Annotated in this window: 19 protein-coding genes and 1 tRNA gene; 17 read left to right on the forward strand and 3 right to left on the reverse strand. The window is 63.5% G+C overall.

Translation table 11 applies throughout. The features are described from left to right. Window positions 1–34 precede the first annotated feature (34 nt). The 4 genes from BUA69_RS10535 to BUA69_RS10550 are packed head-to-tail and all read left to right on the forward strand — an operon-like array spanning window position 35 to window position 4,003. Entirely contained in the window at window positions 35–808 is a 774-nt protein-coding gene (locus BUA69_RS10535) for a carbohydrate ABC transporter permease (RefSeq protein ID WP_244468831.1), read from the forward strand. A gap of 2 nt (window positions 809–810) precedes the next feature. After that, window positions 811–1,830: a Gfo/Idh/MocA family protein gene (locus BUA69_RS10540; protein WP_046137116.1), complete on the forward strand. Its 1,020-nt coding sequence runs from the start codon at window positions 811–813 to the stop codon at window positions 1,828–1,830. Further along, window positions 1,827–2,912, forward strand: a complete 1,086-nt coding sequence (locus BUA69_RS10545; protein ID WP_046137115.1) for a Gfo/Idh/MocA family protein — start codon at window positions 1,827–1,829, stop codon at window positions 2,910–2,912. Before BUA69_RS10540 ends, BUA69_RS10545 begins: the two co-directional genes overlap by 4 nt. A gap of 11 nt (window positions 2,913–2,923) precedes the next feature. Then, a complete protein-coding gene (locus BUA69_RS10550) occupies window positions 2,924–4,003 on the forward strand; it encodes an ABC transporter ATP-binding protein (protein ID WP_046137114.1) in 1,080 nt (359 codons plus the stop codon). Between the two features lie 389 nt (window positions 4,004–4,392). Here BUA69_RS10550 and BUA69_RS10555 read toward each other — a convergent pair whose 3' ends face one another. Further along, window positions 4,393–5,166, reverse strand: a complete 774-nt coding sequence (locus BUA69_RS10555; protein ID WP_046136506.1) for a TetR/AcrR family transcriptional regulator — start codon at window positions 5,164–5,166, stop codon at window positions 4,393–4,395. A gap of 169 nt (window positions 5,167–5,335) precedes the next feature. On the opposite strand from BUA69_RS10555, the gene BUA69_RS10560 reads away from it, so the two are divergent. The 7 genes from BUA69_RS10560 to BUA69_RS10590 all read left to right on the forward strand — a co-directional run bounded on the left by BUA69_RS10560 (window position 5,336) and on the right by BUA69_RS10590 (window position 11,068). Next, complete coding sequence (locus BUA69_RS10560) at window positions 5,336–6,295, forward strand: ATP-binding cassette domain-containing protein (protein WP_046136507.1); 960 nt, start codon at window positions 5,336–5,338, stop codon at window positions 6,293–6,295. Between the two features lie 27 nt (window positions 6,296–6,322). Next, a complete protein-coding gene (locus BUA69_RS10565; protein WP_046136508.1) occupies window positions 6,323–7,084 on the forward strand; it encodes an ABC transporter permease in 762 nt (253 codons plus the stop codon). A gap of 62 nt (window positions 7,085–7,146) precedes the next feature. Then, window positions 7,147–7,470 carry an ArsR/SmtB family transcription factor gene (locus BUA69_RS10570; protein ID WP_046136509.1) on the forward strand — a complete coding sequence of 108 codons (324 nt, stop codon included), beginning with the start codon at window positions 7,147–7,149 and terminating at the stop codon, window positions 7,468–7,470. Continuing rightward, window positions 7,467–7,895, forward strand: coding sequence for a DUF1801 domain-containing protein (locus BUA69_RS10575; protein WP_046136510.1), 429 nt, complete (start codon window positions 7,467–7,469; stop codon window positions 7,893–7,895). The genes BUA69_RS10570 and BUA69_RS10575 overlap by 4 nt, the downstream gene beginning before the upstream one ends. Window positions 7,896–7,904: 9 nt before the next feature. Then, window positions 7,905–8,315: a DUF1801 domain-containing protein gene (locus BUA69_RS10580; RefSeq protein ID WP_046136511.1), complete on the forward strand. Its 411-nt coding sequence runs from the start codon at window positions 7,905–7,907 to the stop codon at window positions 8,313–8,315. Beyond that, window positions 8,312–8,722, forward strand: coding sequence for an SRPBCC family protein (locus BUA69_RS10585; RefSeq protein ID WP_046136512.1), 411 nt, complete (start codon window positions 8,312–8,314; stop codon window positions 8,720–8,722). The genes BUA69_RS10580 and BUA69_RS10585 overlap by 4 nt, the downstream gene beginning before the upstream one ends. A gap of 84 nt (window positions 8,723–8,806) precedes the next feature. Further along, window positions 8,807–11,068: an ATP-binding cassette domain-containing protein gene (locus BUA69_RS10590; protein ID WP_244468802.1), complete on the forward strand. Its 2,262-nt coding sequence runs from the start codon at window positions 8,807–8,809 to the stop codon at window positions 11,066–11,068. Between the two features lie 120 nt (window positions 11,069–11,188). On the opposite strand, the gene BUA69_RS10595 is transcribed toward BUA69_RS10590, so the two are convergent. Beyond that, window positions 11,189–11,263: transfer RNA gene (locus tag BUA69_RS10595), tRNA-Gly, on the reverse strand. Between the two features lie 198 nt (window positions 11,264–11,461). Here BUA69_RS10595 and trxA point away from each other — a divergent pair. The 3 genes from trxA to BUA69_RS10610 are packed head-to-tail and all read left to right on the forward strand — an operon-like array spanning window position 11,462 to window position 13,335. Next, window positions 11,462–12,412, forward strand: a complete 951-nt coding sequence (gene trxA, locus BUA69_RS10600) for a thioredoxin (RefSeq protein WP_046136513.1) — start codon at window positions 11,462–11,464, stop codon at window positions 12,410–12,412. Between the two features lie 9 nt (window positions 12,413–12,421). Further along, the gene (locus tag BUA69_RS10605; RefSeq protein ID WP_046136514.1) at window positions 12,422–13,087 is read left to right on the forward strand and encodes an LON peptidase substrate-binding domain-containing protein; all 666 of its coding nucleotides are present in this window, start codon (window positions 12,422–12,424) and stop codon (window positions 13,085–13,087) included. Then, window positions 13,087–13,335: a Trm112 family protein gene (locus BUA69_RS10610; protein WP_046136515.1), complete on the forward strand. Its 249-nt coding sequence runs from the start codon at window positions 13,087–13,089 to the stop codon at window positions 13,333–13,335. Before BUA69_RS10605 ends, BUA69_RS10610 begins: the two co-directional genes overlap by 1 nt. 822 nt (window positions 13,336–14,157) lie before the next feature. Here BUA69_RS10610 and BUA69_RS10615 read toward each other — a convergent pair. Next, window positions 14,158–15,381 carry an FAD-dependent monooxygenase gene (locus BUA69_RS10615; RefSeq protein ID WP_046134534.1) on the reverse strand — a complete coding sequence of 408 codons (1,224 nt, stop codon included), beginning with the start codon at window positions 15,379–15,381 and terminating at the stop codon, window positions 14,158–14,160. Window positions 15,382–15,648: 267 nt separating this feature from the next. On the opposite strand from BUA69_RS10615, the gene BUA69_RS10620 reads away from it, so the two are divergent. From BUA69_RS10620 to BUA69_RS10630, 3 genes are all read left to right on the forward strand, one after another. After that, a complete protein-coding gene (locus BUA69_RS10620) occupies window positions 15,649–15,987 on the forward strand; it encodes a P-II family nitrogen regulator (protein ID WP_046134535.1) in 339 nt (112 codons plus the stop codon). Window positions 15,988–16,013: 26 nt separating this feature from the next. Then, a complete protein-coding gene (locus BUA69_RS10625) occupies window positions 16,014–17,366 on the forward strand; it encodes an ammonium transporter (protein ID WP_046134536.1) in 1,353 nt (450 codons plus the stop codon). Between the two features lie 329 nt (window positions 17,367–17,695). Beyond that, entirely contained in the window at window positions 17,696–20,410 is a 2,715-nt protein-coding gene (locus BUA69_RS10630) for an FtsK/SpoIIIE family DNA translocase (protein WP_244468714.1), read from the forward strand. The last annotated feature ends 88 nt before the right edge of the window (window positions 20,411–20,498 follow it).

Consider the following 20,498-nt stretch of genomic DNA (forward strand, 5'->3'; position numbering starts at 1 on the left):
CGCGCATGTGCTGCTGATCTCAGCCTCGATCGTGATGCTCTATCCGCTGCTCTGGATGCTCTCGGCCTCGTTCCGGCCGGAAAACGAGATCTTCAACGCCACTTCGCTCTGGCCCTCGAGCTGGAGCCTGGATGCCTATTTCCGCGGCTGGAATGGCCTGCGGGTGAGCTTTGGCACCTTCTTCATCAATTCCTTCATCATCTCGATCCTGAGCGTCATCGGCAATGTCGCCGCCTGTTCCATGGCCGCCTTTGCCTTTGCCCGGCTGGAATTCCGCGGCCGCCGCTTCTGGTTCGCCATGATGCTGATGACATTGATGCTGCCCTATCAGGTGACGCTCATTCCCCAATATGTGCTGTTCCTCAATCTCGGTTGGGTCAACACCACGCTGCCGCTGGTCGTGCCGAAATTCCTGGCCGCCGACGCCTTCTTCATCTTCCTGATGGTGCAGTTCTTCCGCGGCATTCCCAAGGAACTGGACGAGGCGGCGGTGATGGATGGCTGCAGCCCCTGGCGCGTCTATTGGAAGATCATGCTGCCGCTCTCGACGCCCGTCCTGGCGACCGCCGCGATCTTCACCTTCATCTGGACCTGGGACGATTTCTTCGGCCCGCTGATCTACCTCAGCGACATGCGCCAATACACGGTCATGCTGGGCCTGCGCAGCTTCACCGACAGCACCGGGCTGTCCGATTACGGCGGCTTGTTCGCCATGTCGGTTCTCAGCCTGGTTCCGATCTTCCTGTTCTTCCTGTTCTTCCAGCGCTTGCTCATTGAGGGCATCGCCACCACCGGTATGAAACGCTAAGCATGTCAAACCTCAAATTCGCCGCCATCGGTATCAATCACGGCCACATCTATGGGCAGGTCGAGTGCCTGCTCCGGGCCGGAGCCGAATTCACCGCCTTCCACGCCATCGAGGATGACCTGGCCGCCGAATTCGGCGCCAAGTTCCCGCAGGCAAAGCGGGTCGCCGATGCATCGGCAATTCTGGAAGACCCCACCATCGCCATCGTGGTGACGGCAGCCATTCCCGGCGACCGCGCGGCCATCTCGATATCAGCGATGCGCCATGGCAAGGATGTGCTGTCGGACAAGCCGGGCATGATCTCGCTGGCCGAACTCGATGCGGTCAAGGCGGCGCAAAAGGAAACCGGGCGCATCTATTCGGTGCTCTATTCCGAGCATTTCGAGGTGCGCAGCACCGTCCGCGCCGGCGAACTGATCGCCGCCGGTGCCATTGGCGAGGTGGTCAATACTGTCGGCCTCGGCCCACATGCCCTCCATAATGGCAAGCGCGCGCCCTGGTTCTTCGATCGGTCGCGCTATGGCGGCATCATCTGCGACATCGCCAGCCACCAGTTCGAACAATTCCTGTTCTTCTCCAATGCCGATGAAGCCGAAGTCATTTCGGCCAGCGTCGCCAACCGCGCCAATCCGCAGACCCCGGGCCTGCAGGATATCGGCGACGTGCATCTCAAGACCCGCACGACCAGCGGCTATATCCGCGTCGATTGGTTCACCCCCAAGGGCCTGCCCACCTGGGGCGATGGCCGCCTGACCATTATCGGCACCGAGGGCTATATCGAGCTGCGCAAATATATCGACATTGCCGGCCGCCCCGGCCAGGACCATCTGTTCCTGGTCGATGGCAAGGGCATGCAGCATATCGACTGCAGCCAGGCCGAACTGCCCTTCGGCCGCCAATTCCTCGCCGATGTGCGCGACCGCACCGAAACCGCCATGCCGCAGGCGCGGTGCTTCAAGGCCATGGAACTGGCCCTCACCGCCCAGGCCCTGGCCGAGCGCGGCACGGAGTGGGCGCGATGAGCAGCATCAAGACCGTCGCCATCGTCGGTTGCGGTATCGGCCGCAGCCATATTGTCGAGGGCTATCTGCCCAATGCCGACAAGTTCAAGGTTCTGGCGATCTGCGACCTCAATACCGAGCGGATGAACGGGTTGGCCGATGAATTCGGCGTTGAACGCCGGGTGGTCAATTTCGATGACCTGCTGACCATGGACGATATCGACATCATCGATATCTGCACCCCTCCGGGCGTACACTATGCGATGGTGATGGCGGCGCTGAAGGCCGGCAAACATGTCGTCTGCGAAAAGCCGCTGGTCGGCTCGCTCGCCCAGGTCGATGAAGTCATTGCCCAGGAGAAACTCTCCAAGGGCATGCTGATGCCGGTGTTCCAATATCGCTTCGGCAATGGCATCGAGCAGGCCAAGGCCATCATCGATGCCGGGATCGCCGGCAAGCCCTATATCGGGACGGTCGAAACGCTGTGGCGCCGCGGGCCCGATTATTATGCTGTGCCCTGGCGCGGCAAATGGGCGACCGAACTCGGTGGCGTGCTGATGACCCATGCCATCCATCCCCATGACATCTTCACCTATCTGATGGGCGACGTGAAACGCCTGTTTGGCCGCGTGGCTACCCGCGTCAATGATATCGAGGTCGAGGATTGCGTTACCGCCAGCGTCGAGCTGGCCAGCGGCGCATTGGGCAGCTTTACCGCCACGCTGGGGTCGGCCGACGAAATCAGCCGCATCCGCCTGGCCTTCGAGAATGTCACCTTCGAGAGCGATCACGCCCCCTATAGTCCGGGTGCCGAGCTGTGGAAGATCCTGCCGCGCAATGACGAGACTGCGCGCAAGATTGCGGAGCTGTTGGCGAACTGGCAGCATGTGGCACCGCGCTTCCAGACCCAGATGGCCCGGTTCCACGATGCGCTGCAGGGACTGGGCCCGCTGCCGGTGACCTCGGCGGATTCGCGCCGGGCACTGGAACTGGTGACGGCCTTCTACCACTCCTCGACCAGTCACGAGGACGTGGAGCTGCCAATTGCTGCCGACCATCCGAAATATCAGAGCTGGGTACCAGCCGCGTTCCGCAAGGCTTAGGGAGAAGCGCCATGGCGACCAGTGTTGTCCTGCAGAAAATCGTCAAGGCCTATGGGGAAGTCCAGGTGGTCCATGGCGTCGACCTGACCATCGAGCCCGGTGAATTCACCGTATTTGTCGGCCCCTCCGGCTGCGGCAAGTCCACCTTGCTGCGCATGATCGCCGGGCTGGAGCCGATTACCGGAGGCGATCTGATCATCGATGGCCAGCGCCTCAATGACGTGCCCGCCGCCAAGCGCGGCATCGCCATGGTGTTCCAGTCCTATGCGCTCTATCCGCATATGAGCGTCTACCAGAACCTGGCTTTCGGGCTGGAGACAGCCAAGCTGCCCAAGGCCGAGATCGCCGTGCGGGTGCAGCGCGCCGCTGAAATCCTGCGCATCGAACCGCTGCTGCAGCGCAAGCCCAAGCAGCTGTCCGGTGGCCAGCGCCAGCGCGTTGCCATCGGCCGCGCCATTGTGCGCGAGCCCAAGATCTTTCTGTTCGATGAGCCGCTATCCAACCTCGATGCCGAACTGCGCGTGCAGATGCGCGTCGAAATTGCCAAGCTGCACAATGACCTCGGCAATACCATGATCTATGTGACCCATGATCAGGTCGAGGCCATGACCATGGCCGACAAGATCGTGGTGCTGCGCGCCGGGGTGATCGAGCAGGCCGGCCCGCCGCTGGAGCTCTACAACAATCCGCGCAATATCTTCGTGGCCGGCTTTATCGGCTCGCCCAAGATGAATTTCCTCAAGGCCAATATCGAGGGCAGCGACGCGACTTCGACCCGCCTCGCCACCTCGACCGACGTCTTTACCCTGCCGCGGCCCACTTCCGGCGCCGCCGGCAGTGCGGCAACGCTGGGCGTGCGGCCCGAGCACATCACCATCACTCCCGGCAGCGGGCTGAAGCTGGCCGATGTGCGGGTGGATCTGGTGGAAAATCTCGGTGGCCAGACCCTGCTCTATACGACGGCGGCCGATGGCCAGACCCTGACCATCATGCTGGAAGGCCAGCTTCAGGTGGAACTCGGCTCAACCGTCACCGCCCATATCGACCCGGCGCGCCTGCATATTTTCAATGCCGAGGGGAATGCGATCTAGGTCGGCTTGGGCGCGTATCGACCGGATTGGTCTTATGCGCCACGCGTTCGAAATACCTCCGCGCTGCGGACGCACACCGCGCTGCCCTCGGGCTTGACCCGAGGGCCTGTCGGTTTAGCCACTGACTGTCGAGCGGGTGGAGAGTGGCCCTCGGGTCAAGCCCGAGGGCAGCGCGGTGGGTGGGAAGGCTTCGGACAAAGCCCCGGAAACCGCGCTCGCGTCCTCCCCTCGATCTGATTAACTCGAGCGCCCCGTCGAAATGACGCGTCCTCGTTCGTCACTGCTGCAGAGCAGAGGTGCGGCGAGGAGCGGGCATGCCCGGCACGATCATCGGGGACAACAATGGCAGGGACCGCCAGCGCATTGGAGCGCCGGCGACCTCGTCGCGGCTAGCCTTTCTGCGCGGCCTTGCTCTCGATAAACACAGCAAGACCATCCAGCACCCGCTCCAGCCCGAAGGCAAAGGCGCCGATGGGGTCGTGGGCGCCATAGGTTTCGCCGGCAACCGCCCCCACCCGCGACAGCACCGGATAGGGCGAAAAGTCGACCGTTTCGAGAAACGGGGCGACCCGGTGCCACCATTCATTATCGGTCATCCCGGTCAGCTCCTTGACCATCTTTTCGCGGGCGGCATCGCGCACCGCGCCATGCACATAGCTGGTGATCAGCGTGAAGGCGTGGTCCATTTCCAGGTCGGTCAGGCCCAGACCCTCCAATGCCCGCAGCGCGATCTCGGCCGCCATCATCGTATTGGGCCCCAGCACCGGGCGATGCGTGGCCAGATGCAGCACCCAGGGGTGGCGCATATAGAAGGCGCGATGCTCGTGCGCGATGAAGGCGAGGTTGCGCCGCCAGTGCTCCGGCTCGAACTCCGGAATTTCGGTCAGCCCGGCGCCGGTCACAGCGTCCAGCATCAGATCGAGCAGCTCGGCCTTGCCGGGAATGTGGGTGTAGAACGACATTGGCGAAATGCCCACGGCATCGGCGACCCGGCGCGTGCTGACGGCATCGAGCCCCTCGGCATCGGCAATAGAGACGGCCGCCGCGACCAGCTCCGCCACGCTGGCCTTGGCCTTGGGGCCGCGCCTGGGGGCTTCCATGCGACCCCACATCAGCTGCAGCGATTTTACCGGGTCGCCCCGGCCGGCGATGTCCTCGGCCATCCACCATCCTTTTTAACTCTTTACATCGTACGGAGTTATGCTAAACAACGTACACCGCACATAGTTATCGGCAATATGCCGTCCTGTCGAGTTTTACCGCGCCACGCCACCTGCTGACAGCGCCTGTCAGCAGGCCTGGATCATGCTGTGCGCAATCTGGAGGAAACCTATGATCAAAGCCCGCGACCTGACGCGCAGTTTCAAAACCAAGGCCGGCATTGTCGAGGCGGTTCGTGGCCTCAGCCTCGATGTGGCCGAAGGCGAGCTGGTGGCGTTTCTTGGCCCCAACGGCGCTGGCAAATCCACCTCGGTGCGCATGCTGACCACGTTGCTGCCGCTCAGTTCCGGCCAAGCCACGGTCGGCGGCCATGACGTGGCGCGCGAACCGGCGGCGGTGCGCCGCAAGATTGGCTATGTCGGGCAGGGCACCGGCTCGGGTCCCTATCACCGGGTGCGCGACGAACTGGTGACGCAGGGCCAGGCCCAGCGCATGCGCCAGCGCGATGCCCGCAGGCGCGCCGACGACCTGCTCGGCATGCTTGAACTCGATGGCCTGGCCGATCGTGACTGCGCCTCGCTGTCGGGCGGGCAGAAGCGGCGGCTCGATGTGGCGCTGGGGCTGATGCATACGCCACCGATCCTGTTTCTCGATGAGCCATCCACCGGGTTGGACCCCCATAGCCGGGCGAACCTGTGGGAACACATCACCCGGCTGCGCCAGCACAGCGGCATGACCATTTTCCTCACCACCCATTATCTCGACGAGGCGGACATCATGGCCGAACGGGTGATGATCATGGATCATGGGGTGATGATCGCCGACGATACTCCAGCCCGGCTCAAGGCTGACCTGGCTGGTGATACCATCCGGATCAGCGTCTTGTGCGAGGATCAGGCGGCCAGCGCCGCCGAGATTGCCCAGAACCTGCCTGGAGCGCGTCAGACCTCCGCCGATCGGCGTGATGTGGCGGTGACGCTGCCCGATGGGACGGCGCTGCTGCCCGAGTTTATCCGGCGCCTGCATGACGCCGGCATCGAGGCGATGACCGCCTCGGTCAAAAGCCCAACCCTCGACGACGTGTTTCTGGGCCTCACCGGGCGCTCGCTGCGCGAGACCGCCGCCGCCTGAGCCGCCATTCCTAGCAAGAGATCCGCCATGAGCTTTATTACCGATACGGGTATCGCCTTCCGCCGCGAGATCACGCCCACCATCCGCAGCTGGTATTACATCGCCTTCGGGCTGGTGCAGCCGCTGCTCTATCTCGGCCTGTTCGTGCCGCTGCTCGGCACCATGCCCGGCGCCGAGAGTGCAGGCATATCGCCACTGCAATGGTTTGTGCCCGGCATGGTGGTCATGCTGGTGCTGTTCACCACCGTGACCTGTGGCTGGTCGCTGACCGAGGAATTGCTGTCCGGCTCGTTCGAGCGGCTACTGGCGACGCCGATGAGCCGGCCGGCCATCATGGTCGGCCGGGCGTTGAAGGAACTGGCGCCACTGCTGGTCCAGGCGCTGCTGGTCATCCTGATCGCCGCCCCGTTCGGGCTGCAGCTCTACCCGTTGCCCATGCTGCTCGGCCTCCTGCTCTTGCTGGTCTTCGGTGTCGGCGTCGCCGCGCTGTCCTATGCATTGGCCATTGCCAGCAAGCGCGATGGTTCGCTGTTCTACATGGTCACCCATTCCATCTCACTGCCGATGATGCTGCTGGGCGGGGTGCTGCTGCCGATGACCAATGCCCCGCAATGGTTGTTCATCGCTTCGCGGTTCAATCCGCTGACCTATCTGGTCGAGGCCGAGCGGGCGCTGTTCCTCGGCAATATAGCCGACCCCGCCGTGCTCTATGGCACGCTGGTGGCTGTCGCGGTCGCGGCGCTTGGTCTGGCGGTCGGAGTGCAGCAGATTCGCCGGGCTTCGCTCTAGGCTTGACTCACTCATAGCTTGATGGCTATGTATAATCCATAGCCACTGAGGTATGAATTAAAATGGTGAATGCCCAGGACGTGCTTTTCAAGACTCTCGCCGACCCAACCCGGCGCGCTCTCTTTGAGCGGCTCTGCCGCGAAGGCGAGGTGACAGTGACCGCGCTGACCAGCGAGGCCGGCGTCTCCCAGCCGGTGGTGTCGAGGCATCTGGGGGTGCTCAGGCAGGCCGGGCTTGTGCGCGGCCGCCAGGATGGGCGCCAGACTCATTATAGTGCCGACCTTTCGGCGCTGGCCCCGCTGGCCGACTGGACCAAGGAAATGACCGGCTTTTGGGAAAACCGGCTCGACCGCTTCGAAGACCTGCTGAAAAGGATGGACCAGTGAGCGAGGACAAGAATGCGCCCGGTGATGTCGTGCTGCTGTCGGGCGGCAATCCGCAGATTCCGATGGGCTATGGCGATGCGGTGGTCGAAGCCTATCTGGCCGCCATGCCGGGCTGGAAACAGCGTGTCGGGCGCCAGCTCGATGCCATCATCACCAGGACTGTGCCTGGCGTGCTGAAGGCGGTGAAGTGGAACACCCCAATGTATGGCGTCGAGGAGCACCACTACTTCCTCGGTTTCCACTGCCTGACCAAATACGTGAAGGTCTCCTTCATGCGCGGTGCCGAACTGGTGCCGCTGCCGCCCGGCACCTCCAAGCAGGCTGCCGGGCGCTATCTCGATATCCATGAAGCCGACAGCATTGATGAGGCCCAGTTTGCCGACTGGGTGCAACAGGCCAGCTTTTTGCCTGGCGACAAATTGTGAGCGCGTGAGATGCCCAAAGCCACAGCAGCCGGCGACCAAAGCCTCGCCCCATCCCATATCGATAACAGGATTGCCGAACTCGGCGGCTGGCGCGGCGAGATGCTCGCCCGCATCCGCGCGCTGATCCATGCGGCCGATCCCGATGTGATCGAGGAATGGAAATGGAACAATCCGGTCTGGTCGCATGGCGGCATCGTCTGCACCGGCGAAAGCTACAAGGCCGCGATCAAGACCACATTCCCCAAAGGCGCCAGCCTGCCTGATCCCAATGGCCTGTTCAATTCCAGCCTGACCGGCGGCACCCGCCGGGCCATCGACTTCCGCGAGGGCGACGAAATCGATGCGGCCGCCTTCAAGGCGCTGATCCGCGCTGCCATCGCGCTCAACACCGCATCTGACCACCAGAGGACAAAGCCATGACCGAACCCGTCCCCGCAATCCGTACCGTCATTGTCGAGCGCGAGATTGCCTACCCGCCCGAAAAGATCTGGCGGGCGCTGACCCAGCCGCATCTGATCGCCGAATGGCTGATGCAGAGCGACTTCAAGCCATCCGTTGGCCACAGCTTCCGCTTCAGCGCCGACTGGGGCGGGGTGGATTGTCAGGTCAAGGCGGTCGAGCCGCACAAGACACTCTCGTATAGCTGGGACGCCTTCGGGCTCGAAAGCATTGTCACCTGGACGCTGACCCCCACCGAAACCGGTACGCGCCTGCGCATGGAGCAGGCCGGGTTCCGCCCCGATCAGGAAGAAGCCTTCCAGGGCGCCAGCTATGCCTGGCCGGCCTATTTCACCGCGATGGAAAAGGTGCTGGCTCGGACCGAATAGCACCAGCTTCCGTCCCACTTGTTCAAGTCAGGCACCTGGCGGTCTTCCGTCCGGTGCCTTTCCCGATCTCATGGAGCCCAAACCGTGCAGCACGATATCTACGGCGCGATCAGGATTCGCGGTGCCCGCGAGAACAATCTCAAATCCATATCGCTTGATATTCCCAAGCGGCAGATCACCGTTTTCACCGGCGTGTCCGGTTCGGGCAAATCCTCGCTGGTCTTTGGCACCATCGCTGCCGAAAGCCAGCGGCTGATCAACGAAACCTATCCCGCTTTCGTGCAGCAGTTCATGCCCCATTATGGCCAGCCCGATGCCGACCAGCTTGAGAACATCTCGGCCGCCATCATCGTTGACCAGCAGCGGTTGGGCGGCAACTCCCGCTCGACGGTGGCGACGGTCACCGACGCGGCGCAGATGCTGCGAGTACTGTTCAGCCGTCTGGCCGAGCCAAAGCTGGGCTCGCCCAATCTCTATTCCTATAACGACCCGCGCGGCATGTGCCCCGATTGCGAAGGCATCGGCCAGGTGGCGGCGATGGACATGACAGCGGTGATCGACGAGACCCGCTCGCTGCGCGATGGCGCGCTGCTGCCCAAGGGCTTCGAGGTCGATAGCTGGTGGGCGGGCGCCTATTTCAATGCCGGCCTGTTCGATATCGACAAGCCGGTCAGGGATTTTACCGCCGAGGAGCGCGAGATGCTCTTCAATCTCGATGATGGCCGCAAGGTCAAGGTCGGCAAGATCAACATCACCTATGAGGGCGTTGTCGCCAAACTGAAGAAGGGGCTGGGCTCCAAGGACCCCGAATCGCTGCAGCCCCATATGCGGGCCGAATATGACCGCATCTTCACCCGCGCCCTTTGCCCCGCCTGTCATGGTGCAAGGCTCAACCAGCAGGCGCTGGCCAGCAGGATAGAAGGTCACAACATCGCCGAGCTTTCGGCCATGCAGGTCAGCGAGCTGGCCAAGCTGGTGCGGGCCATCGCGGCGCCGCAGGTTGGCCCGATGCTGGAGGCGCTGGCGCTGCGGCTGGAAAACCTCGTGACCATCGGGCTGGGCTATCTGAGCCTCGATCGGGAAAGCTCGACGCTCTCGGGTGGCGAGAGCCAGCGCGTCAAGATGGTCCGTCATCTCGGCTCATCGCTGACCGATATCACTTACATCTTCGATGAGCCCTCGGTGGGGCTGCATCCGCATGATGTCGGTCGGCTGGCTGGGCTGATGCAGCAGCTGCGCGACAAGGGCAATACTGTGCTGATCGTCGAGCACAAGCCCGACATGATCGCCATTGCCGATCATGTGGTCGATATGGGGCCCTTTGCCGGCTCCAGGGGTGGCGAGGTGGTCTATGAGGGCGATTATGCCGGACTGCTCACGTCGGGCACGCTGACCGGCGACCACATGAGCAAGCACCAGGCTATCAAGGGCAAGGTGCGCCCGGCCATGGGCGAACTCAAGATCGCTCATGCCGTGCTCAATAATCTGCGCGATGTATCAGTCTCTATCCCGATGGGCGTTTTGACGGCGGTGACCGGCGTGGCCGGCTCGGGAAAATCGTCATTGATCCAGGGCTGCCTGCCCAAGGCCTATCCCGACACCATCATCATCGACCAGAACCTGGCTCGTGGTTCGCGCCGCTCCAATACGGCGACCTATACCGGCATTCTCGACAATGTCCGCAAGGCCTTCGCCAAGGCCAATGGTGTCGACGCGGCTTTGTTCTCGGCCAATTCCAAGGGTGCCTGCCCCGACTGCAATGGCCTGGGTGTCATCTATACCGATCTGGCCCATCTCGATCCGATGGTCACCACCTGCGAGACCTGCGAGGGCAAGCGCTTCACCGCTGAGGTGCTGGAGCACCAGCTGCGCGGCAAATCCATCAGCGATGTCTATGAGATGAGCATTGCCGATGCGGTGGGGTTTTTCACCGAGGCACCCATCGCCAGGATTCTGCGGGGGCTCGAGGATGTGGGGCTGGGCTACCTCACGCTGGGCCAGCCACTCTCGACGCTATCGGGAGGCGAACGGCAGCGCCTCAAGCTCGCCGCCGAACTGGGCAAGACCGGCAATATCTATGTGCTGGATGAGCCGACCACCGGGCTGCACATGAATGACGTCGATACACTGATCGGGTTGTTCGACCGGCTGGTCGAGGCCGGCTCCACGGTCATCGTCATCGAGCACAATCTGGATGTGATCTCGCGCGCTGACTGGGTGATCGATCTCGGCCCCGGCGCCGGACAGGATGGCGGCCGCATTCAGTTTGAAGGACCGCCGGCAGACCTCGCCGCGCACAAGGGTTCGTTGACCGGCCAGCATCTGGCCGCCCGCAACGGCCGCTGACGCCAACGCCGCTTCCCGGACCCATCAGGGCCGGGACGCTGGCGGCGTTTCAATATCGGAAAAACAAAAAGGGTCCCGAAGGACCCTTTGTTTCTCAAGGCTTGCCGGCCTTTGAGAATTTGGAGCGGGCGATGGGATTCGAACCCACGACCCTAACCTTGGCAAGGTTATGCTCTACCCCTGAGCTACACCCGCGCTCCACACGGTGCACTGCCTTGGCAGCGCCCCGATGCGCGCCTATATGCCCAATCACTTGCCTGATTGCAACCCATAATCTTTCGTCACGACATCTTCCCGACAGCTTCACGTGTCAGGGGCTTGTCATGGCGGGGTTTGGGGGCGCAAAAAGGCACTCAAAACGCCCGGAACGCCTAGCTGTAGAGGCCATGCTCAATGACAATTCAAATCAATGGCGCTGCCAGCGCTGCTCCCGCCAACCCGCCAGCCGGGGCGCTTATCCGCGATTCGTCGGATCACAATTTTAAGGTCGACGTCATCGATGCATCGCAGGAAACCCCGGTTCTGGTGGATTTCTGGGCGCCATGGTGCGGTCCGTGCCGGGCTTTGACCCCGGCGCTGGAAAAAGTGGTGACCGAAAAAGCCGGCAAGATTCGGCTGATCAAGATCAATATCGACGAAAACCCGCAGATTGCCGGGCAATTGGGCATTCAATCCATCCCGGCGGTGTTTGCGTTTTCCGGTGGCCGTCCGGTTGATGGCTTCATGGGGGCCATGCCCGAGGGCGAAGTGCGCCGATTCGCCGACAAGGTGATTGCCGGGGCGCCTGAGCCGGCGCCGGCCGAAGGCTCGATGGAAGAGCAGATCGCCGCTGCCGCCCTGGCGGCCAATGAGGCCTTCCAGGCTGGCGATCTCGGCCGTGCCGCCCAGATTTACGGCATGGTGCTGCAGCATATGCCCGACCACACCGAATCACTGATCGGCCTCGCCCGGGTCTATCTGGCCGCCGGTGAAGCCGAGCAGGCGCAGGCCACGCTGGATATGGTGCCCGAAGACGCCCGCAAGGGTGATGACTATGCGCTTGTCGCCAATTCGATTCGCCTGTTGGGGGAGGCCGAAGGCCTTTCGGAGGCCGCGACCCTTGAGGCCGCCATCGCCGCCAATCCCGATGACCACCAGGCCCGCTTCGACCTGGCCGTCGTGCTCAATGCCGAAGGCCGGCATCTGGAAGCGGCCGAATCACTGATCGCCGTGATCAAGCGCGACCGCGCCTGGAATGAAGACGGCGCCCGCAAGAAGCTGATTGAATTGTTCGACGCCTGGGGTCCCAAGGATCCTGCCACCCTCAAGGGCCGCCGTCTGCTTTCGGCGGCGCTGTTCTCCTAGGAGGCAAATATGTTGAAGCGCCCCGCATCACCCACTGACCTGCCCAGGAGCGTACCGGTTTTTCCGCTGACCGGGGCGCTGTTGCTGCCGTTTTCGCATCGCCCGCTCAATGTGTTCGAGCCGCGCTATGTCGAAATGGTCGACGCGGCCTTGCGGGGCGATCGCCTGATCGGGCTGATCCAGCCCGAGGATACTTCCGAGGAAAGCCCCAAGGGGCGCAGTCCGCTGCAGCGAATCGGTTGTCTCGGCCGCATCACCCATTTCGAGGAGAGCGGCGAGGGCCGCTACTTCATCATCCTCGAGGGCGTGACCCGCTTCCGGCTGGCCCATGAGCTGACGGTGATGACGCCCTATCGGCAATGCGTGATCGATGCGAGCCAGTTCGCCTCCGACTTCACCCGCAATTTCGGCGAGGAGGCGGTGGACCGCGAGCGCGTGGTCAAGATGATGCGCGACTATGCCGAATTCGCCAATATCGATCTCAACTGGGAAGAGATCGAGCGTACCGGCACCGCCGACCTGGTCAATTTCTGCTGCATGGTGTCGCCCTATGGCGCCGCCGAAAAACAGGTGCTGCTGGAAGCGGCGACGCTGGAGGACCGGGCGGAAACCCTGATCGCCATGACCGAATATGAAATGGCTCGTGGGGGCAGCGGCGCGGCGCCGCTCAACTGATGAGTGCGCCCAATAGCCCGGCCGAAGCGCGTCATGTTCTGGATGTCAAAACCCTCGAAATCCTGGTCTGCCCGCTGACCAAGACCCGGCTGAGCTTTTCGGCTGACCGGAGCGAACTGATCTCGGTGGCCGGCCGCCTGGCCTTTCCCATCATCAAGGGCGTGCCGCTCCTGAGCCTGGATGAAGCGCGCAGTATCGAGCCCGATGAACTGCGCCTGTTCACCACTCGCCCGCCCGGCGCGGAGTAGATCCTGGCGGCGTGCCAAAGCGCCGGCTGACCCGGATCTGGTAGGAAGCGGCGCCGGCGAGGCCAGGCCTCGAATGCGGTAGTCCGCAAGGTAGAGGTGAGGCTGGGCCTCGCCGGCAGCGACTGGCGCTTGCTACTGTCCCCGGACCTGCGGCGCAGGCCAGATGCCGCTAAACCTTCAGATTAGGACCGTGGCTTGCCGCTGCCGGCAAGGGACACGCTCCCGGGCGGCCGATACAGCCGCCGCCCCGATCCTGTTCACGACCACCGGACGATAGAGGTCACGGTCCACGTTCAGTAACAGCCAGATCGAAGCGACCCCCGATCCAACCAGCCTCCGCGCACCAACCACTCGTCATGATCTCGCTTCGATGCGCGGATGAGGGAGTATAGGCGTGTGGTTTTGGGGCGGGGATAAGTGGGGGTGGTTTTGGGGCTTTGTGCCTCCACACACAGCGTCACCCCGGCGAAAGCCGGGGTCCAGTTTGGGGTGCGGGTAAGGAAACTGGATCCCGGCTTTCGCTGGGATGACGGCCGGGGTGGGGTGGGATGGTGATGCATGGGGGTGAAGTCGTCCCATTTCGTCGGCTGCTTCGGCGTTTGGGATGACCCGCAGCACCCCCACCCTGGCCCTCCCCTCAAGGGGGAGGGGACGCAGACTAATGGTGTGGTGGGGCCCCAATATCGGTCCCATCGTCATTGCCCGGCTTGTCCGGGCAATCCAGCTTTTGGCGAGGTGGATCACCCGGACAAGCCGGGTGATGACGCGGTGGAGGGCGGCGGCGGCAGGCAGAGGCGCTGCGCGCTCTTACCCCGCAAAAACCTAGATCGGCATGCCGGACAAGAGTCGCGGGCCACTGGCGGAGACGCCGGCAGCGGTGCGGATCATCAGGGACTTGAGCGGGCCGGCGCGGTCGACGAGGCCGAGGCCGAAATCGCGCAGGGCGCGGACAGGGGCGACGTCATTGGAGAACAGCCGGTTCATCCCGTCGGTGACCATGGCCATCCCGGCCGTGTCGAGGCGGCGCCAGCTCTGATAGCGCGCCAGCACATCGGCGCTGCCATGATCGAGCCCCAGCCGCACGGCCTCGACAATCACCTCTGCCAGAGCGGCCACGTCCTTGAGGCCCAGATTGAGGCCCTGGCCGGCAATCGGATGCACCACATGGGCCGCATCGCCGATCAGCGCCAGGCGCGGCGCGACGAAGTCGCGCGCAATCTGCAGGCGCAGCGGAAAGCTCATCAGCTTTTCTTCGACCGTAACGGCGCCCAGCGTCGAGCCCATGACCGCTTCGATGGCGGTGGCGAGCGCGTTATCGCCCATGGCCAGGAATTTCGGCGCGTCGGCGCTGGCTTCGGTCCAGACAAGCGACGAGCGATTGCCGGGTAGCGGCAGGCTGGCAAAGGGGCCCGCGGGGCGGAAATGTTCATAGGCGGTGCCGTCATGGGGCAGCGCATGGCCGATTGTGGTGACCAGCCCGGTCTGGCGGTAATCATGGCCGATAACGCCAATCCCGGCCATGCTGCGCAGGCTCGACTGCGCCCCATCGGCGGCGACCACCAGCGGCGCGCTCAGCACGCGGCCATCGGCCAGTGTCACCGAGGCGCTATTGGCGTTAGCGACAAAGCCGCTGATCTCGGCGGGCGCGATAACGCTGATGCTGTCGGCCACCGCGTCGAGCAGGACCTGCCCGCTGACCCGGTTGGGCACCATATGGGCAAAGGCCTCGCCCGGCGCGACATCGCCCTCGAAACTGAGAAATAGCGGGCGGGCAATGTCGCCTTTCCCCGAATCGGTGATCTTCATCGCGGTGATGGCCTGTGCTTCACCCGCCATGGCCTGCCAGACGCCCAGCGCCTCGAACACCCGCCGCACCCCGGCCGCCAAAGCCGAAGCCCGATTATCGCGCGGCACCGAGAGCGGGCGCCGGTCGATCAGCCCGACGCGGATCCCCTTGGCCGAGCGCACCAGCGCCAGCGCCAGGGTCAGCCCGACCGGCCCGCCGCCAACGATCAGCACGTCGAAACTGTCATTTTGTGGGGTCATGGCCGGCACTCCTTTGGCATTACTGTCACAGCGCCCATGCGGCGATGCAAGCGAAGTCGGCGCGGCACTTTGCCTGCCACAATTTTGCACAGCGTCGAAAATGAATGCACACAATTTGTGCATTCATTGGTCGTGTGATCTGCCTGCGGAATCAGCAATTTTGTAAGCATCTGTTTCCAAACAAGTTTTTGGCGGATGTCCGACTTGGCACGGGTTTTGAGTCTAGTTGGGCATTCAGACCAAGCGCCAAGTCGCAAAGGGGCTCACATGAAACTGGTGATAGCAATTATCAAGCCATCACGCCTTGAAGAGGTTCGCCAGGCTCTCAACTCGCTCGACGTCCACGGCATGACCGTGACCGAAGTGAAGGGGTATGGCCGCCAGAAGGGGCATTCCGAAATTTACCGCGGCACCGAATATGCCGTGCATTTCCTGCCCAAGCTCAAAGTGGAAATCGCCGTGGATGACGCCCTCGCCGATGCCGTCTCGACGGCCATCCGCGACAGCGCCCAGACCGGCCGGATCGGCGATGGCAAGATCTTCGTGCTCGATCTCCTCGCCGTCACCCGTATCCGCACCGGCGAGACCGGCGCGGCCGCCCTTTAGCGTCATCCCCATCCCGGAGATCACAAATGATCGCTCTAAAGACATCAAAACTACTCGGGGGTGCGCTGCTGGCCTCTCTCGCGCTGGCGCTGCCGGCACTGGCTCAGGATGCAGCCGCCCCGGCAGCCGCCGTGGTTGAAGAAATTGTTGCCACCGTCGACACCGGCGATACCGCCTGGATGTTCATTTCCACTATCCTGGTCATCCTGATGACCATTCCGGGCCTGGCCCTGTTCTATGGCGGTCTCGTGCGCTCCAAGAACATCCTGTCGGTGCTGACCCAGGTATTTGCCGGCTTTGCCATGATCGCCCTGCTCTGGGTGGCCTATGGCTATTCGCTGGCCTTTGGCGGCCCCAGTGAAGGCGGGCTGTCCGCCTTTATCGGTGACTTCTCCAACCTCTTCCTTGGCGCCACCAGCCCCGATTCGGTCTCCGGCACCATTCCCGAACTGGTCTTCATCTGCTTCCAGCTGACCTTTGCCTGCATCACCGCCACCCTGATCCTGGGCGGCATTGCCGAGCGCATGAAGTTCGGTGCGGTCATGGCCTTCCTGGCGCTGTGGTTCACCTTCTCCTACCTGCCGATCGCCCACATGGTCTGGGCTGCGCCCGGCCTGTTCTTCCAGATGGGGGCGCTCGACTTTGCCGGTGGCACCGTCGTGCACATCAATTCGGGTGTGGCCGCTCTCGTCGCCGCCATCGTGCTCGGGCCGCGCCTGGGCTATATGAAGGAGCCGATTGCGCCCCATAACCTGACCTTCGTGTTCATCGGCGCCTGCCTGCTCTGGGTCGGTTGGTTCGGCTTCAATGCCGGCTCGGCTCTCAGTGCCAATGGCACTGCGGCGCAGGCCTTCCTCAATACCATCACTGCCCCCGCTGCCGGCGCCATCGCCTGGGCCCTGGGCGAAAAGTTCACCCGTGGTCACGCCTCCTCGCTCGGCTTCATGTCGGGTGCGGTGGCAGGCCTTGTCGCCATCACCCCGGCGGCTGGCTTTGCCGGCACCTTTGGTGCCATCGTGCTCGGCTTCATCGCCGGCCTGATCTGCCTGTGGGCGGTGGTCACGCTCAAGCCGCTGCTCAAGTATGACGACAGCCTCGACGTGTTTGGCATCCACGGCATTGGCGGCATTGTCGGTGCGCTCGGCACCGCCATCGTCGCCGCGCCCGCCCTGGGTGGCTTCGGCGCCGAGGACTATTCGATCACCGGCCAGCTGGTGACCCAGATCCTCGCCGTCGCCGTGGCCATCATCTGGTCGGGCGTGGTGACCCTCGTGGCGCTGACCATCGTCAAGGCCATCTTCGGTGGCCTGCGGGTGCCCGAAAGCGCCGAGATCGATGGTCTCGATCTCTCCAGCCATGGCGAGCGCGCCTACAACTAAGCCGACTTTCCGGGCGGCGGTCCTGCTGCCGCCCGGCTCTCCAGTTGATCGTGGCGTGCGGTCCGTGTCCCTCTTGGCCCGCCACAGAGGCTTCCCACTCGCAAACCGCATGGGCCGCACACCACGATCAACCCCTCCCTCCGCGCTGGCATTGGCGTCGGATACTGGGCCCGCCACGCCTTGGCGGGCCCTTTTTATTGCCCCAGAGGGGCCCGGGGCCTGGTTTTTGGCCTCCGGAGCCGATGGTTAGCACGCGATTAACTTCACCCTTCTAGCATGGCCGCACATTGGGCCCGGATTGTCCGGCCCGGTAGAGACTGATGCCCGCCATGCCCACACATCCGACCCCCATGCTCGATGAAGTGCGTTCCGTGCCCCAGCGCGGTTCCCGCAGCGCTGCGCGCCCTGCGGCTGCATCGGCGCCCGCCAGCGCAATCGCCATCCGCATTCCGGTGCGTTTGCTGGGGCTGGTGCTGCTCGGATTGGTCGCGATCTGCCTCATGGCGATGGCCTCCTGGTCGGTCGATGATCCCAGTTTCTCCTATGCCACCGAGAAGTCGCCGGCCAATTGGCTGGGCTTTCCCGGCGCCGCTATTGCCGATGTGCTGTTCCAGGTCTGGGGACTGGCTGCCCTGGTCATGCTGGTGCCGCCCGCCTTGTGGGGCTGGGCCATGGCGCGCAAGCGTCTTCCGCTGCGCATGGGTCTGCGCGCGCTGGCCTGGATCGGCGCGACCATTCTGTCCGCCGGTGTGCTGGCCTTTATTGCCATGCCGGTGACCTGGCCGCTGCCGACCGGCTTGGGCGGCCTGGTTGGCGCCGCCTTCTCCAATCTGGCGACGCTGATTGCCGGCGCTCAAGTGCAGTCGCTGACCGCAACCCTGTTTGCCATCATCATTGCCGCGCCGGCCCTGGCGCTGTTCTGGATCGCCATGGGTCTGGGCTCGACCGTCTCGTCCGAGCCGCAAAAGGCCGCGCCCGCTGCTGCCGGACGCAAGGCCGGCGCTGCTGTCGCCGAACCCGAGGAACGCGAGAGCAATCCCATTGTCGACATCGCGCTCGGCGCCATGGTGCATATGGGCTATTCCCTGCGCACAGCTTTCCGCCGCGCCCGCGCCAGCCATGCCGAGCGCCGCAAGGCCGATGAAGCGCCCTGGCGCGATGAGGATGTCGAGCCAAGCCTCGACGGCCATGCCGCTGCCCCCGAGGAGGCCCGCCGCGAGCCGCAGCTGGCCCCCAGCCAGCGCCGCATCCATGCACCATCGGCTGCACCCGAGCCGGCTTTCGCCTCGCCGCGCATCAATGCGGCGCCGGCCTATGACGATACCGAACTCGACTATCCCGATGAGCCCGACTACGACGACGCCCCCTTCGAGCCCGAAGCGGTTCCTGCGCCGGTGGTCAATCACCGCCAGCAGGGCGATTCGCGCTTCCATCCCGTCGATCCGGCCAAGCCGCGCGTCACCGCGCCGGCCCCCCGCCCGGTGCAGGGGCAGCGCATGCAGCGCGAAGCCCAGGCCTCGTTCCTGGATGAACCCGCAGGCTTTGAGCTGCCGGCCTTGAGCCTGTTGGCCGAGCCACGCCACAAGGGCCCGTCCGAAGAGCATAATCCCGAACGCCTCGAGGCCATGGCCCGTCAGCTCGAGGGCGTGCTCGAAGATTTCGGCGTCAAGGGCGACATCATCAATGTGCGTCCCGGCCCGGTCGTGACCCTGTTCGAGCTGGAGCCGGCCCCCGGCATCAAGTCGAGCCGCGTCATCTCCTTGGCCGACGATATTGCCCGTTCGATGTCAGCCATATCGGCGCGCGTCGCCGTGGTGCCGGGCCGCAATGCCATCGGCATCGAATTGCCCAACCACAATCGCGAGACTGTCTATTTCCGCGAAATGCTGGCCTCCACCGATTTCGAGAAGATGAAGGGCAAGCTGCCTATCTGCCTGGGCAAGACCATTGGCGGCGAACCGGTGATTGCCGATCTCGCCCGCATGCCGCATTTGCTGATTGCCGGTACCACCGGTTCGGGCAAGTCGGTGGGTATCAATACGATGATCCTGTCGCTTCTCTACCAGATGACCCCGGAGCAGTGCCGCCTGATCATGATCGATCCGAAAATGCTCGAGTTGAGCATCTATGATGGCATTCCCCATCTGCTGACCCCGGTTGTCACCGATCCCAACAAGGCGGTGGTCGCGCTCAAATGGGCGGTGCGCGAGATGGAAGATCGCTATCGCAAGATGAGCAAGATCGGCGTCCGCAATATTGACGGCTTCAACCAGCGCGTCAGCGAAGCGGCCAAGGAAGGCAAGACCATCACCCGCACGGTGCAGACCGGCTTCGACCGCGAAACCGGCGAGGCAATCTTCGAGAGCGAGGAATTCAATCTCGAGGTTCTGCCCTATATCGTGGTGATCGTCGACGAAATGGCGGACCTGATGATGGTGGCCGGCAAGGACATCGAAGGCGCCATCCAGCGCCTGGCCCAGATGGCCCGCGCCGCTGGTATTCACATGATCACCGCCACCCAGCGGCCATCGGTGGACGTGATCACCGGTACCATCAAGGCCAACTTCCCCACCCGCGTCTCCTTCCAGGTGACGTCCAAGATCGACAGCCGCACCATTCTGGGCGAGCAGGGCGCCGAGCAGCTGCTGGGCAATGGCGACATGCTCTATATGGCCGGTGGCGGCCGCATCAAGCGTCTGCACGGCCCGTTCGTCTCGGACGGCGAAGTGGAAGCCGTGGTCGCCCATCTCAAGTCGCAGGGGTCGCCCGATTATCTGGAATCGATTACCGCAGAGGACGACGAGGATGGTGGCCCCGGCGCCGACATGGGCGGCGATGATTATGCCGGCTCGGGCGACGAGCTCTATGACAAGGCGGTCCATATCGTTCTGAGCGACAAGAAGGCGTCCACCTCCTATATCCAGCGCCGCCTGGCCATCGGCTACAACAAGGCCGCGACGCTGATCGAGCGCATGGAACGCGAGGGCGTCATCAGCCAGGCCAACCATGCCGGCAAGCGCGAAATCCTGGTCGGTTCGGACTAGGTTCTGAACTCATAAACGGGATTCCCGATTAGGCGCCATCGTGATTCACTCTCCAGGCTAATCGGAGGGTGCGATGGCGCGATTTGAT

This window comes from Devosia limi DSM 17137 (genome assembly GCF_900128975.1).
In the GTDB taxonomy this organism is placed as follows: domain Bacteria; phylum Pseudomonadota; class Alphaproteobacteria; order Rhizobiales; family Devosiaceae; genus Devosia; species Devosia limi.